The sequence below is a fragment of the Rufibacter latericius genome (genome assembly GCF_003721515.1).
Classification (GTDB): Bacteria; Bacteroidota; Bacteroidia; order Cytophagales; family Hymenobacteraceae; genus Nibribacter; species Nibribacter latericius.
This window is the reverse complement of record NZ_RJJD01000004.1, coordinates 295,836-311,183: the sequence shown is the minus strand read 5'-3', so window position 1 is coordinate 311,183 and position 15,348 is coordinate 295,836. Positions and strand designations below refer to the sequence as shown.

At 44.1% G+C, this 15,348-nt stretch carries 10 protein-coding genes; 4 read left to right on the top strand and 6 right to left on the bottom strand.

Translation table 11 applies throughout. The features are described from left to right. Window positions 1–118 precede the first annotated feature (118 nt). Both EFB08_RS09220 and EFB08_RS09215 read right to left on the bottom strand, forming a co-directional pair. Window positions 119–2,086, bottom strand: coding sequence for a T9SS type A sorting domain-containing protein (locus EFB08_RS09220; RefSeq protein ID WP_125077692.1), 1,968 nt, complete (start codon window positions 2,084–2,086; stop codon window positions 119–121). 776 nt (window positions 2,087–2,862) lie between these two features. Continuing rightward, a complete protein-coding gene (locus tag EFB08_RS09215) occupies window positions 2,863–7,356 on the bottom strand; it encodes a lectin-like domain-containing protein (RefSeq protein ID WP_165864842.1) in 4,494 nt (1,497 codons plus the stop codon). Window positions 7,357–8,583: 1,227 nt separating this feature from the next. Here EFB08_RS09215 and EFB08_RS09210 point away from each other — a divergent pair. Next, window positions 8,584–9,759 carry a S8 family serine peptidase gene (locus EFB08_RS09210; protein ID WP_123126648.1) on the top strand — a complete coding sequence of 392 codons (1,176 nt, stop codon included), beginning with the start codon at window positions 8,584–8,586 and terminating at the stop codon, window positions 9,757–9,759. A gap of 453 nt (window positions 9,760–10,212) precedes the next feature. Then, window positions 10,213–10,401: a hypothetical protein gene (locus tag EFB08_RS09205; protein WP_123126647.1), complete on the top strand. Its 189-nt coding sequence runs from the start codon at window positions 10,213–10,215 to the stop codon at window positions 10,399–10,401. Between the two features lie 79 nt (window positions 10,402–10,480). Here EFB08_RS09205 and EFB08_RS09200 read toward each other — a convergent pair whose 3' ends face one another. The 4 genes from EFB08_RS09200 to EFB08_RS09185 all read right to left on the bottom strand — a co-directional run bounded on the left by EFB08_RS09200 (window position 10,481) and on the right by EFB08_RS09185 (window position 13,538). Next, complete coding sequence (locus EFB08_RS09200; protein WP_123126646.1) at window positions 10,481–11,092, bottom strand: sterol desaturase family protein; 612 nt, start codon at window positions 11,090–11,092, stop codon at window positions 10,481–10,483. Between the two features lie 86 nt (window positions 11,093–11,178). Beyond that, complete coding sequence (locus EFB08_RS09195) at window positions 11,179–11,727, bottom strand: shikimate kinase (protein WP_123126645.1); 549 nt, start codon at window positions 11,725–11,727, stop codon at window positions 11,179–11,181. A gap of 145 nt (window positions 11,728–11,872) precedes the next feature. Further along, the gene (locus tag EFB08_RS09190; protein WP_123126644.1) at window positions 11,873–12,988 is read right to left on the bottom strand and encodes a BT_3928 family protein; all 1,116 of its coding nucleotides are present in this window, start codon (window positions 12,986–12,988) and stop codon (window positions 11,873–11,875) included. Beyond that, entirely contained in the window at window positions 12,969–13,538 is a 570-nt protein-coding gene (locus EFB08_RS09185; protein ID WP_123126643.1) for a DUF1599 domain-containing protein, read from the bottom strand. Before EFB08_RS09185 ends, EFB08_RS09190 begins: the two co-directional genes overlap by 20 nt. A 25-nt stretch (window positions 13,539–13,563) precedes the next feature. Between EFB08_RS09185 and folP the strand changes: the two genes are divergently transcribed. Continuing rightward, the gene (gene folP / locus EFB08_RS09180; RefSeq protein ID WP_123126642.1) at window positions 13,564–14,442 is read left to right on the top strand and encodes a dihydropteroate synthase; all 879 of its coding nucleotides are present in this window, start codon (window positions 13,564–13,566) and stop codon (window positions 14,440–14,442) included. Then, window positions 14,439–15,269, top strand: coding sequence for a diadenylate cyclase CdaA (cdaA, locus tag EFB08_RS09175; RefSeq protein ID WP_123126641.1), 831 nt, complete (start codon window positions 14,439–14,441; stop codon window positions 15,267–15,269). Before folP ends, cdaA begins: the two co-directional genes overlap by 4 nt. Window positions 15,270–15,348: the final 79 nt, after the last annotated feature.

The window sequence follows — 15,348 nt, the reverse complement described above, 5'->3', positions numbered from 1 at the left end:
CATTGTAAACAGAAAATATGTACAAGCTTAAGGCACCAGCTACCCTTTTGCCTAAAAAGAAAAGAGACTGTCTATGGGTGCAGACAGTCTCTTACTTAACTGATAATTAGATTAAGAATCAAAGTTTTACTATTCTTGAAACCTGCGCTCCGGTAGATGTTTCTAGGCGCAGCGTATAAAAACCGCTTGCCTGTTCATCCAGGTTCAAGAGCAAAGGCTGGCCTTTCTCCACCTGAACCTTTTGCTGCAGGACTATTTTACCATTGCTATTATAGACAGTAATGGCTCCTTGCCCTGAAAGAGCAGCAGGAATAATGTACACATTGCCCGTAGTTGGATTAGGATAAGCCTGCAAAGAATGCTCAGAAGCAACCAAACTATCTGTCTCAAAACTGTCTAACTCTAAAGATTGCATGCCAGAGGTACTTACAGCGCCAATTTTGTTTACTATCTTTTTCCCAATATAGCTACCCACCTTGAAAGTGGAATTACTCGCATCCACTGCGGCCCCCCTTTGCATGCGGTAATAGAGAGACAACACACTTGAACTAGTGTAAGTACTTAGCACCTTCAAGTCCCACACAGTTCCTTGACCAATCACCTCGGATACCGGCACCTCTACCCCGCCCGATTTTATGGAGAAGCCTGTTTTAGTCAGAGAAACCGAACGGTCAAACACAACTCTTACTTTATTAGAACCCGTAAGGGTAGCACTCACGATTTTTGGAGGAAGCACATCTAAGGCTGGATTGGCAAACGTCTTTTTCACCTTGTACAAATTGATCAAACCGGTAGATGAATTGAAAGACACCTTGTCCAAGCTGCCACTTTTAACACTCACCGAAGTGACATTAGCTCCTTTAATCAAAAGCGAGACATCTCTGAACCTGTTGTGCTCTGGTATTTTCGAGTAGTTCAAAGTAATGATCAACTTTTTGGCCGTAGCATCATAGGTGGATGTTCTGACCAGCAATCTTTTCACCTCGAAATACTCAATCAACTCCTGCAAGGAAGGAACCCAAACCCTGTCCTTAGAGGCCGTTTGCAAATAGTCCATCAACTCTGCCCATTTTGGAAGATCGGGCCCATGAGTACCTAATCTGAACATTTGTGGAGTAGCAGTGGTTGCATTTAAAAGCAGCAGACGGTCTATCTTTTCTTTGAAGGAGTTTGTGGTGGTCTGATCCCATTTATCATTGAAGGACCTGTGCGTGTAAAGCATTTGAGTCCAGTCTGGAGACAGGGCCGCGTACCCACTGAACAAAGAAGCGTCATCCCTTCGGGTTTGCGTTGTTAATCCAATATAACCCAATTGTTTGGCAGTGGGCTGGTAGCCTTCGTCATTGGTGGGGGTAACCGCTACCCTGATCCGGTAAGGAAGCCCCGCCGCTGCCATCTTAGAGTAGAAAACCTTGGTGTTTTCGTGGATGTTTTTGGCAATATCGCCATCGATTAAAGTATTGCCTGCACTGTGGGCATAGCCGTGGTTTTCTAGGGTCCAATTATTTCCCACCAAAAGATTTAGGCCTTCCTGGTTTATCTTCTTTCCAGCAGCATTGTTCACAACCTGGTCCTGGTTATAATTATTAAGGAAGTTCAAGGCAACAGCCCCGCGGTAGTTGATTTTATTTCCACAGCCATCTGTAAAGAATTTACCGGGATAGGTAACTCCATTTGATGCAGTGCCTCCGTTCAGGACTCTAAAGACATCCACTGCTTTGCCGCTATTGTCATCCATCTCGAAGTTGAACACGCCTGCTTTGTTATACTTCAGGTTGGCATAGGCTGCGGTTGGAGTACTAGTGACATTACTTAGACCTATCTCAATTACCACTGTTTCTGGAGAGGTCTCTAAAACCATGGAACTCTCCTTGAATGCCACCAAGTCGGGCTGGGCGGTTAATTGCTTACCAGGGTATGAGACGGATCCCGAAGGAAGAAGAAAAGTAAAATTTTGTTGCCAAGGAAAGTTGATAAGGTTCCCACTAAAAGCACTACTCTGCAAAAAGAACAAACAAAAAACTAAACACAAAAGCTTCTTTGAAAAACGCATTAAATTCATGAAAAACACAATTACTTTAAACAACTAGGACATTTGCATGTCAAGGATTTCGACAAACCCTATAAAGTTGAGGATAATTGTATTTAATTCAATGAATTCCAGTGAAACACTAACGCCTTTCCATTCTTCGGTTAAATCCTATTTGACAATCCCAGAAAAAGGCACAGACTAGATTTTTATTTATTTAATTCAATACTTTATTAGTAAATAAGCAAGGCAAACTTGAACACAAGCTACTTGGATTGTTTAATAAAAATTAACTGTGGTATTTAGTTACATTTCTTTTCAAAATTCTAAAAACCTGCCTTATACAAAGCTATTTTATTAAACCGCTTATAATTATACTTCTATTCTGCTGATATCGGAAAATACATAAAAAGAAGGAGAAAATTATTGCAACAAAATACTTCATTAACCTTTACTCACCCCTTCTCAAAAACACTTCATGCCTAAATACCGGAGAAAAGTAAAAAGACGCCCAAGAGCCAAAGACGAACATTTGAGCTCCCATATTGCATAAAGGCCACAACAGAGAGTAAAACAAACTACCCACCTCCTTATCTCTCGCTTCGGTAAAGAACCAAGTTCAAAGGCCTACCCTATGCTTTAGATCTTACTTTTACTACCTAATCTATTTTCGACCTACTTTTCAGGAAACAGGCATAAAGCACCAAGCATTCAACTTCTTTGCTGTGAACGGTACTTTTTCATTAGAAGTGTGAAACACTAAAAGGACCAAAACAGCAAGGGCCACCTCTATAAAGAGGTGGCCCTTGCTGTTTTGGAATAAAACAGATTCCTTATTGCTTTACTACGCGAGTTGTAACTTTGTTGACATCAGTCTGCACCTGTAGGTAGTAGACACCTGCAGCTTGGGCAGATAAATCAAGAGCAATTGGCTCCCCAACTTTCAATTCAACTTGCTTCTGTGAAATCGCACGACCATTTGCATTATACAAGGTCACTGTGGCAGCACCTTCCAGTTCAGCAGAAGTAAAGAATACTTTCCCTGAAGTTGGATTAGGGTATACACTCAAAGAAGCTTGAGCATTAGTCTTACCATCTGCTTTCAAAGCAATTACCTTGGAGTACTCAAATTTGCCATCAAAATCAACTTGCTTCAGGCGGTAGTACACAGTACCTGCTGGAGCAGAAGCGTCTACGAAGCTATAGCTCTGCAATACATTGCTGGTTCCGTTTCCTTTCACTTGGCCAATAAGAGCAAAGGCCTTACCATCTTGACTACGCTCTACTTGGAAGAAGTCATTATCTTTTTCAGCAGCAGTAGCCCACTTTAACTGAATCCCCCCTATTTTTTGAGAACCAGAGAAATTGATTAACTTAACAGGAAGCGGGACATTTGCACCTGCACTTCGGAAAGAGTAATTTGTAGTACTCACAGTAGACTCTTCACCGAAAGCTTGAGAATCAAATAAATCTACAAGACCATTTCTATTTACGTCTCTGTACAATGCTGGCAAACTACTTTTAGTACTTAATAAATTAAGCCTAGAGTCAGAAGCATAAGCCAACCAAATTGGACGCCCATTCTTCTCCGGCGTAAGGGTGTAAATTGTTTTATCATTTACCCTTTCTCCAAACTCACTTGCCATTTTGATAAAGTCATCTTCAGATTTACCATCACCATTTTTATCGAACGCTTCTTCAAAATCCAAAAACAGGTCATTGTCACTATCTAGATCAAGGAAGTCTGGATTAGAATCACCATCTGTATTAAGAGGAGTCAAAGCAGCACCACCACTTATAATAACATCGTATGCATCATCAATACCATTCCTATTGATATCTAAACCTTTCTTAACTACCATTCTATTTTGATCTTGCGCCTCCAAGACATCTGGCAAACCATCATTGTCACTATCAAGATCTAAGAAGTTAAACAAATCATCCTGGTCCATATCCCTGTCTTTAGTAAATAATGGGTTAGCAGCAAGAGCATCATTTATACCATCTAGATTCAGGTCATTTAAGAACATAAAAGCTACACTGTATTGGCCATTTAAGGTCATATCTGCCGGCAACACCCCATTGTTAGCCTCAACTGCATCTACTATTCCATCTCCATCAGAATCAAGGTCTAAAGCATTTGGTATTCCATCCCCATCCTTATCACCATTTAGCAATGCATTCTCCCCTTGCACAGCATCTATCATCCCATTTCTATCTGTATCAGTTTGAACAGAGTAAAATGAAACAGGGTATTGACCACTTAGAGTCATATTAGACTTCAACACGCCATCATTTGCTTCAACAGCATCTGGAATACCGTCATTATCGCTATCCAAATCAAGTGCATTGATTAGACCATCACCATCAACATCTAAGCTAGCACAAACGCCTTTGTTATTCAGGAAACTTCCTATACTTGCACAGAACACAGGATCTTTGTAGTTGGTTAATCCATCATTATTCTGGTCTCCAAATGGATTGATGAAGTTACCATTATTGTCTTTACCTGATTCAACTAGGTTTGAAATGCCATCATTGTCACTATCTAAGTCACTGGCATCAGCAAACCCATCACCATCAGTATCAAGTAGAGAGAAATTAATCTCAGAAATCTTTTGTTCATTCATACTTGCACCTGTACTGGCAGAGTAACCAAAGTAAACCATTGGGTTGTTACCAAAGACATTTGCAATTAAATCTGAACTATATTCTGTTCTTAAGCTATTGTCAAAGTAAACAGAGAGCTTATTGGTTGCTTTATTCCAAATGATTTTAACCAAATGGTTTGCCCCATCCTCTACGTTTACTGGAGCAGCAGTTGTACCTTTCATTGGAACAACAGGAGTAACAGGGGCTCTTTCTTCTCCGTTTAAGAATACAGCAAGGTGATCATACACCGGCTCAATACTTGCTGCCACTGCTGTATTTTGCCATGTATCAAACTCAACTACTACAGAAGGGGAGATACCACCTGTTCTTGGATTTGCAGTACTTGCGCCGTGCCCTACCCCTAGGCCTTCTCCGGTCTGCCCGTAAGCGAAAAGAGGATTACTGCCATGCCGCTGCAAGGCAAAAGCAATACCATCTGCTCCATTGGCATCTATACTCCCAAAGTTTGCTTTGAACGTGATTTCAAAAGACTTAGAAAGGTCCACAGGGGTAGTCTTCCAAACCTCCCCTCTTTTATTAGCCTCAGCCGTTGTTAGCCTGTAGTTATTATCACCTAACTTAAATGCTTCATTGTTAATTTGGTAAATGTCATCATTTACATCTATAACAACAGGTGCATCTATAGAGCCATTTAATCTGATAATACTGGAGTATTTTCCTACAACAACTTTATTTGTATTAACAGCTATACTTCCATCAGGATTTAACCTCAGGAAGCTAGGTAAAGCAGTAGCCCCTGGTGCAAGGGTAGCTGTTGATATTGCAGCTCCACTAGAAAGAACAGCCGTACCTACCACTGTATTTGGTTTTAAGGCATAAATAGAATAATGCTGCGAGATATAATTATAAGAAGCCGTTGCATTATTAATTACAATAGTCACTTCTGCATCTGATTTACCCCCAGCTGCATCTAGTATTTTAATGATCTTTGTGTAAGCACCTGCGGGAATAGCAGCGGATCCATTTCTTGTGATGGCCCCAGTAGTAGGATTTAACGTCATCCAGCTTTCTAAACCTGTTGCTGAAGCATTGACTATTGCCCCATCCAAATCACTTACCGTAGCTAATGTCACTCCCTGGCCAACATTTGTAAAGAACGTGTTGGTAGTAGTATAAACAGCCTCTCTATCATTTACAATGTTGATGACTACTGTTATGTACGACTTACCTCCTTTTGCGTCAACTGTGTTGATATACCTTGTGTATTCACCTGCACTTAGCTCATCAATGTTACTAACAGTGATTGCTCCAGTAGAAGGGTTAAGAGCCATTCCGTTGGGCATTACTGTTACTGCAGATGCAGACACAATTCCTCCATCTGCATCTGCAAGGGTAGCTAATATAATGCCATTTGACAGTGCGTCTTTATTAAAAGATGTTTTAGCCACTGAGTAAACCGAAGCATTGTCATTAGGGATAGGAATAGTGTAAATAGCCGTTCCTGAGCTAATAGCTCCTTCGTTGTTGGTTGCCTGGAAGCTAAATGTCACACTGGTAGTGCCAGATCCAAGATTTGGATTTGGTTCAAAAGTTAATCCTGCCAATTGTCCGTTTGTAGCAGAATATGTGCCCGCCGTGGCCGGAGAACCATTAATGCGCAATGTACCGGCACTAGCAGTAGGCAAATTAGAAATAATGAAACTAGAGATAGTTGTTTCTAAAATAGCTGTAGCAGTCAAAGGATTTATTGGTTTCTCTCCAGCAGTTTTTGGAATAGCCACCGTAGTAACGTTGCTTACAACTGGTCTTTTACTATAGACCGGAATAGAATAAGTAGCCTGGTTGGCGGCGGTTGTAGTGTTTCCATCCCCATTTCTTGCAACATAAGTGAATGTAGCAATACCTTCGTAAGAAGCGGAAGGCGTAAACCATAAGAAGACAGTGGCACTATTCACCGTTGCCGCAGTTGATCCAACTAATGTTTTGACACCTGTCGGGGTAGTGCTGTAATGAAGTTGACCTTGGGTAGTTGCTGGTCTTACAATGATATATCCGTTTATTGCCCCACCTGTTGCAGAAGGAGATGGTATGCTGATTTCACCTGCTGTATTTAATACAGGACTAATGATCATACTAGTTGGGGAGGGAACAGGAGCCTGCCCGACCGGAAGATAGTATGTGGCTGGAGTAGAATTATTTACTCCATCATTCACAACGTAAGTAAAGCTATGCGTGCCATTAACAAGTGTAGCAGTTTGATTCCCCTGTTGTGAAGTAGGAGGCGTATAGAAAAGATTTTGCACCTCTGATGCCGATAATATATCACCAACCACTAGCACCCCTGTAACATTTCCTTTATGCAAACTACCACTTACTCCCCTATTACCACCTCCAACTCCAAGGTTTAGATCAGTTATTATATAAGTAAGTACCTGTCCCTCGGCATCCGTACCTTGAAGCGGGCGAATGAGCTGTCTTCCAATATTGTTAATTCTATTAGCAGTTACGTTACTAGCAACTGGCGCATAATTAGTTTGTGCGAAAGCATTGGAAACTGCAGTAAAAGCAATAAGTACTAGCACAATGGTGGCAACTTTACCTAAATAATTAATTCGGTAATATTTGCCTTTTTTAAAAACTGACGCAACTATTAGCAGCCAGTGTAAACATGATTCATTAATGAAGCCATCACTGGTTGAGTACAATTTTTTCATAAAATGGGTAATAGGCATTGTAAATTATTGTATTACTTAGTTATCTCTTTTAACTAGTCCTACAAATTTGGTGATCCTATCTATCAATCCACCACTTTTATAAATTGTACTTATCCCGCAAACGTACATAAACATGCATTTTACCACGTAAGGCGCATGTTTATTAAATTCTATCAAACACAATTAGAAATATGTATCAATAGGCATTAAAACAATTTTCGATCAAAATAATCATATTTGCATAAAGCTTAATCGATGTAAATACATATAACTCTTCCCATCTTGACATTGCCTAAGTTTCTTTTATAAGGTATAAATTTAATTATTTAAACCATATAACCTTTAGTTGAAATATAAGTATATTACTAGATTAAACCATAGACATTTATTGGATAGTTTCTAAAATTAAGTATGCATGCATACTTAATTTTAGAAACTATCCAATAAAATCAAACTATACTTGTCTAAATTTTGTATGAAACACCCTAAACTAATAAGGCTCAGACCTCTTTCCTACTCAGGTAAAAACACATATTTTGGAGTGAAATGAGTAAAGAGTTTCAATGCACAACAAAGGCCTTTATGAATAGTAGATTCTTTTTTGGATCAAAAACCTAAGCTTTAATCAAGTTTCACTTACTTAACCAGTTGTTATCTAATTAAGTGAAATAGCATAGAGCAATAGAGGAAGGTAATTACCTGTAAATAGGAAGTTCAAATAAGTTGTAACAAAAAGCCCGTTGCCATAATATATTAAATTTTTAATATATTATGGCAACGGGCTCTAACAAGATCATGTTACTAGTAACTTTTATAAACTATTAAAAAGACAGCCTTTATAGAACATCTCATCCATGCCCATTAGAAATAAAGAACTTAAAAGAGTAAGTAGAAATCAGAACCTTAAAGAAACAAACTCAACAATCATCCTGAAGCCATCTCTTTTAGGGTTTTTCCTTGTTCTAAGCTATTAACAGGTAACGCATTATACCAAAACGCAACTTCTACTTAACTAATTACAAATCCATAAGAATTATTCAACAAGAACCTTAAGCAGCAAGGCTAAAGCCCTATTATATATAATATTTCCTCGCCTTTTTATTCTATTAGCAGTACTACTTCATCTTCTTTTCAAAGTTGAATGAACCATAAAGAAAAATGAGCGGTTACGATAGTGCGTAGCACAAGGTTACGTTGCAAACTGTCTTTAACTCAAAACGATTGACTATGCGATCAACGAATTTCAAAAAAGCCGTCTCATTTTTTGCCTTGGCCTCAGTATTCTCCATGGCAGGTTGTCAGAAAGACGAGCTTTTAGAAGAAACGGCTCCTGCGCCGACTCCTCCTGCTACTTCTTCTAAAACTGTAGAAGGCAAGTACATTGTTGTCATGAAAAACGGCAGTGCCGCTTCTAAACAAGAACTAAGAGAGCGTTTATTCCAGAGATTAGGCATCAACAAGAGCCGAGTGAGCGATGTGTTTGATGGCGCATCAGACGGGTTCACGGGCAATTTTAGCAAAGAGGAGGTTCGCCAACTAATGCAAGATGAGAACGTAGCGTACGTTGAAGCAGAACAATCAGTGAAGTTAGGGGATGCAGTAGCTACTCCTCTAGCCGAAACCACTACCAGCACTACTATCACTTCCCAAACTATTCCTTGGGGCGTTGCCCGTGTAGGTTACGGCGACGGTACCGGTAAAACGGTGTGGGTCATTGACTCAGGCGTACAGTCTACGCACCCAGACCTGAACGTAGATAAAATCCGTAGCAAATCTTTCATCTCAGGTGTTACCTCTTGGGAAGATGGTTACGGACATGGCACAGGAGTAGCCGGTATCATTGGAGCCAAGAATAACAATGTAGGTGTTGTGGGAGTTGCCGCAAACGCCACCATTGTAGCGCTGCGTGTATTTGATAACGCTGGCGCTGGTACGCTTACCCGTATCTACTCAGCCTTAAATTATGCGTATACCAACGGCAAAGCTGGAGACGTGGTAAACATGAGCCTCCGGGTAGCTGCCTCCACCATGCTAGATGATTTGGTAAAGAAAGTTGCTGCCAAAGGAATGTTTGTAGTAGTAGCCTCTGGCAACAGCTACATTGACTGCAAGAACGATTCTCCTGCCCGCGTGGTAGCACCTAATGTATACGTGGTGTCTAACATGGACTCCTTCGGCAAGTTCAACCCCTCTTCCAACTATGGTGCTTCGGTGAAGTTTGCTGCTCCAGGCACTAACATCAAAACTACCTGGAAAGGAAGCGGATACGTTTCTGGAAACGGAACGTCCTACGCTGCGCCGCACGTAGCGGGTATTCTGGCCCTCACTGGTGGACGCGTAAACTCGCAAGGCTCGGTAACCAGCGATCCAGACGGAAAACCAGATCCAATTGCATTGAAATAGCCTACACCAGTAGCTATAAAACAGAGAGGCCCGTCCAGAAGACGGGCCTCTCTGTTTTATAGCTACTGGTAAAATCAACCATCTTTCAGTACCTAATTCTTCGTGTAAAAAGAAAACCCGTCACTCATTTTAGGCTTGTTTTCCGAAAAGGAGGCCTAAAACAATCTGGGAGAACAGTACCTATGGAGCTTCTTAGATTGAGTTCCAATGCCAAGGATTCTTATCCCATTTATCGCTCTTCAATGATAAGAACACCTTCATGCCAACCACTTCACCTACTTAATCCGAAAGAATTTGATCACACAAAACAACTTTGCTTAATAGACGAAAGCTGGGCAAAGCAAATCTGTGCAGGCTAGACATTCAACCTTTTTGTATAAAAAGAGTATTCAGAATATCATATAGTTCTCTGGTGTAAACCAATCTTTTATAACTGACTTAAAAAATACTAATATGAAAAATTTACAAGCATACTTCTTTTCGTTCATGTTGCTCCTGACCATGACGCTTTCCAGCTGTGACGTCATCGGGGATATCTTTCAGGCAGGTATGTGGACGGCCGTTATCATCATCGTGATCGTGATCGCTTTGATCATGTGGCTACTCCGTAAAATACGGGGAGGGGGAAGAAACCGGTTATAGGCTCCATTTACTCCAACAGCCCTTAAACAGAGAAGGCCACCTTGTGCAGGTGGCCTTCTCTGTTTAAGGGCTGTTGAGATTATCTCTTACGTTGTTCTGGCATGGTTCCCAGAATCCAGTCCCAAAGCGGGGAAGAAACACCGTAGGCCCGTTCAGGGTCTTTGTAGTGGTGAATGCTGTGATGAATCCAGAGCTGTTTCAGGAAGTTCTTAGGTGGGGCATAGGCGTGCACGGCGTAGTGCACAAAAAGGTATAGCGCGTACCCAAAAAGGAAACCGGCCACCAAACCAAACACCATCGTCCCGAAAATCAATTTGAACACGAAAAAGAAAAACGAGGCGATAAACAAACTCACAATGGGCGGCATGGCCAGCCGGGTCTTGTCTTTTGGGTAGTCGTGGTGGTTTCCATGGAACGTGTATTGGATGTTCTTCTTGAACTCATTGGTAGGCTCCATATGGAAAATGTAGCGATGGGCCATGTACTCTACCAAAGAGAATAGAAGCCAGCCTGCTATAAAAAGCCCTACGGCAGACAGCACATCCAGAAAGCCGTACCTGAAACCATACATCAGCAAACCAATAGCGATGACCAGGAAGATAGAAATTGGAATGGCGATGTGCGTGTGGGTAAGTCGCTCCAGCACCGGATTCTTGAAAAGAGTCGCAGATCCTTTATGATTCGGTTTCATAGTAAGTGAAAATTAGAAGAAACGTTTCTTGCTGTGAAACGTGCAAAAATAATCAAAATTATCCAGAACCGGCCACCCATTAGACATCAGGGGGCGAGAAGAAGCTGTACGATGGCCTGAGCAACGTCTGCCACAGAACCCTCGGCGGCGGGCACCACCAGAGATGCTTTCTTGTAAAACACCTCGCGTTCTCGCAGAGTTTCAGAGAGATAACGCAATAACTCAGCAGAACTTTTATCGCGTAGCAAAGGCCTTGCCTGCAGATCCTGGCTTGATAACCGGTCTACTAAATTCTCCGGTGAAAGCCGCAGATAAATTGGCTTGCCATGGGAAACCATGAAATCCATGTTCTCGCAGAAGCAGGGCGCCCCGCCGCCGGTAGCCAGCACCAGGTTCTCAGGTCGGGCGGCCGCCAGGCGCAAAGCCTTGGCTTCGGCTTGCCGAAAGTATGCCTGCCCCTGTTGTTCAAACACCTGAGGCACGGTTTGCTTTTCCTGCTCTTCAATCAAGGTGTCCAGGTCCAGGAAGTGGTAGCCTAGCTCCTGGGCCAGCACCTTCCCCACCGTAGATTTTCCGCAACCCGGCATTCCTACCAGAAAAATTTTAGATGCCGGATTGCTTTGAACGGAGGACATAACCAAAGTTTTGGATGGGTGAGGGTGAAATTGCGCAATAAATGGGTGTGAATGAAAGAAGAATCTGGTTAATGCGATTTAGGCTTGTTTTTCAGAAATGGACCTTAAAACGATCATTACCTTATTCCCTCCAACTTTCCATCCTTTATTGCACCTTTTCCTGTACTTCCTGCAACGTGGGGGTGTTGTTGTAATGCCATTTGCCCACCACTACGCCGTTCTTGAACAGCAACAATCCCGGATTGGAGCGGATCATGGTTTTCAGGACGGTGGCATCGGCGAAGAAATAAGGGGCGGACAAGTTGACCTCGTGCCGGAACACATCGAACTCCTGACTGCTGCTGGAAGTAATCACTACGGGCACCACCTTTGGGCTTTGGTCTTTCTCCAGTCCGGCCAGCAAGGCGTTGATTTCTTTGAAGCTCTCGTGATCTGCCTTGTTCACATCTTTCACCAAAATCAGGAGCCGGTTGCCCAGGAACATTTCCTGGGTGAAATCGCCTTGGTCGTTCCAGATGTTGAAGTCCGTGATCTTGGGCCCATCCTCAGGGTTAAGCGGCACCATCTGCTTGAACTTGTAAGTGGTATCGGTTGGATAGTTTGCAAAAGTGGTTTCCTGGCCGTTCTTCACCATTACGTATTGGTACCGCAGCGGGGCAGAGGGCTTCATCAACTTAGGGATATTGGCTCCTACCCGGTACGCCCTGAAATCCAGGAACGGCTCGTTCCGATAGGCATAAACGCTAATAGTCAAAGAGAAAATCAGGGAAACCAACACAATGGCACCGGTGACACCTCGGTTGATCTGGCCCAGGGAAAGCAACTGCCGCTGGGTGAACAGCAACAATAGGATGAGCACCAGCAAGATGATGTCTTTGGTGAACGACTCCCACGGGGTCAACTTGATCGCATCCCCGAAGCAACCGCAATCGGTTACTTTGTTGAAGTACGCCGAGTAGAACGTGAGCGAAGTAAAAAACAGGATCAAAACAAAGAGCAGCCAAAGCACGGTGTTCAGTTTCCAGCGCACCAGCAAGGCCACGCCCAGCACCACTTCCAGTGTACTCAGAAAAATGGAGAGGTACAAGGCAAAGGGCTTGAGCGAAAGAAACACCGAGGAGAAATCCACAGAGAACACCTCAAAGTATTCCTCCAGCTTGATAGCGGTGCCCACCGGATCATTCAACTTGATCAGGCCCGAGAAAATGAACAATCCGCCTACTACAACCCAAGCGAATCTACTAAGCAGACGGAGTACCATGGTTAGGATAGTTTAGTTTTATCAGGCAGAAAACGGCATAGTTGAGCATGTCACGGTAATTGGCCTCCACTCCTTCAGACACCAGCGTGTGGCCGGCATTGTCTTCAATCTGTTTGGTGCGGTATATCTTCATGAGAATCAGATCGGTCATGGACTCCACGCGCATGCTGCGCCAAGCCTCGCCGTAGTCATGGTTCTTGTCTTCCTGCAAAGCCTGCGTTTTCCTGATCTCCTCCTCGTACAGTTCCCGAACCCGCTCCACCGGCAATGCCTGCTCCATTTCGCCCTGGTCTAGCAGTTGTTCCTGCATCAAGGCAATCACGCAGTAGTTCACGATGGCCACAAACTCAGAGGCGATATCGTCCTGGATCTTCTGCGTGCCTTTCTCCTGGATAGACCTTATGCGCTGTGCCTTGATAAAAATCTGATCGGTGAGGGAAGGCAGACGAAGAATTCGCCAAGCGGTGCCATAATCCTGGGTTTTCTGTAAAAACAGGCGCTGGCATGCTTCTATCACGCGGTTGTACTCCTGGGCAGTTTGGTGAATCAAGTTTTTCGCTTTACTTTTATAGGAAATGGAAATAGGCCAATTGAACGCGAAAGATACACTTTTTTGCAAAAAAACCACCTTAAACTGTGGTGGTCGGTTGGTCTTGTTGCAGCAGCCCACGGTGATGGGTATTCTCAACGCCACGCCAGATTCCTTCTACGCCGACAGCCGCCTGCAAGGCATAGACCAGGCACTGGCCCAGGCCGGGAAGATGCTGGAGGAAGGTGCCACCTTCCTGGACATTGGCGGATATTCTACCCGGCCCGGCGCTCCCGAGGTTTCTGAACAGGAAGAGCTAAATCGCGTATTACCCATTATAGAGGCGCTCTCCAAGGCTTTCCCTGAGGCATTGCTGTCCATTGACACCTTCAGGGCCCGGGTAGCGGAAGAGGCAGTCCGGCACGGGGCACACCTGATCAACGATGTCTCCGGCGGCACCTTAGACGAGGCCATGTTCGCCACGGCGGGCAGGTTGGGAGTCCCGTATATCCTGATGCACATGCGCGGCACGCCGCAGAACATGGCGTCCCTGAACCAATACGAACAGGGGCTCATGGAAGAGGTATTCTCCTTCTTTGCCGAACGGGTGGCGCAGCTGAGAGCAGCCGGCGTAAAAGACATTCTGCTGGACCCGGGTTTTGGTTTCGCAAAAAATGTAAACCAGAATTACCAGCTGTTGCGCCGCCTTAAAGAACTGGAAGTATTTGAGTTACCGATATTAATAGGGCTTTCCCGCAAATCCATGACCTACAAACCGCTGCACGTAGGCCCTGAGGAAGCCCTTACGGGCACAATTGTTGCTAACACCCTGGCGTTACTGAACGGGGCAGATATTCTGCGGGTGCACGATGTGAAGGAGGCGGTACATGCGATAGAGATAGTTAAAAAGATGTTGACGGCGTGATTTCATTGTTTTCCATAGGGTTTTTAGACATAGAGTGGCTGGACATCATTGATGTCTTATTGGTGACGGTGCTTTTGTACCAACTCTATAAACTCCTGACCGGAAGCGTGGCTCTCAAGATTTTCTTAGGCTTGCTCTCCATCTACCTCTTGTACCTGGTGGTGAAAGCCGCCGGCATGGAACTGCTCACCATCATTCTGGGGCAGTTCATGGGCGTGGGCGTTTTAGCGGCGATTATCGTATTTCAGCCCGAAATCAGGCGATTCCTGCTCATGATAGGCAAAACCACCGCGTTCAACAACGAGCGCCTTTTCAAAGGATTTCCGTGGCGCCGCACCGAGAACATAGACAAACTCTCCATCACCCCTTTCATTGAAGCCGCCAAATCACTGGCCGGAAAGAACACCGGCGCGTTGATCGTCTTTGCCCGAAGCTCAGAACTGCGCTATTTCGCGGAGTCCGGCGATGCCATTGACGCCATTGTGAGCAAGCGTCTGCTTATCTCCATCTTCAACAAAAATAGCCCCCTGCACGACGGCGCCGTCATTGTTCAGGGGAACCGCATCAAAGCCGCCCGCTGTATTTTGCCCGTCACCGAAAGCAACGATGTGCCCGCCTCCATGGGCCTCCGCCATCGCGCCGCCATCGGGCTCTCAGAAGTCACCGACAGCGTGGTGCTGGTAGTCTCAGAGGAAACCGGCCAGATTGCCTTGGTACGTAACGGCGAGGTCTACCGCAACCTCTCCGCAGCTGACCTGCGTTCCAAACTCAACCACTTCCTGTTTGACATCGAGCCGAAGGTGGTAGAGAAAGTAGCGGCCGCTTAATAGTCTACTTTCCTTAACTTTTCATCACGTAGCAATGAAAAGCTTCAGCTTGCTGTAACTCTCGGCTTTCCATAGCACC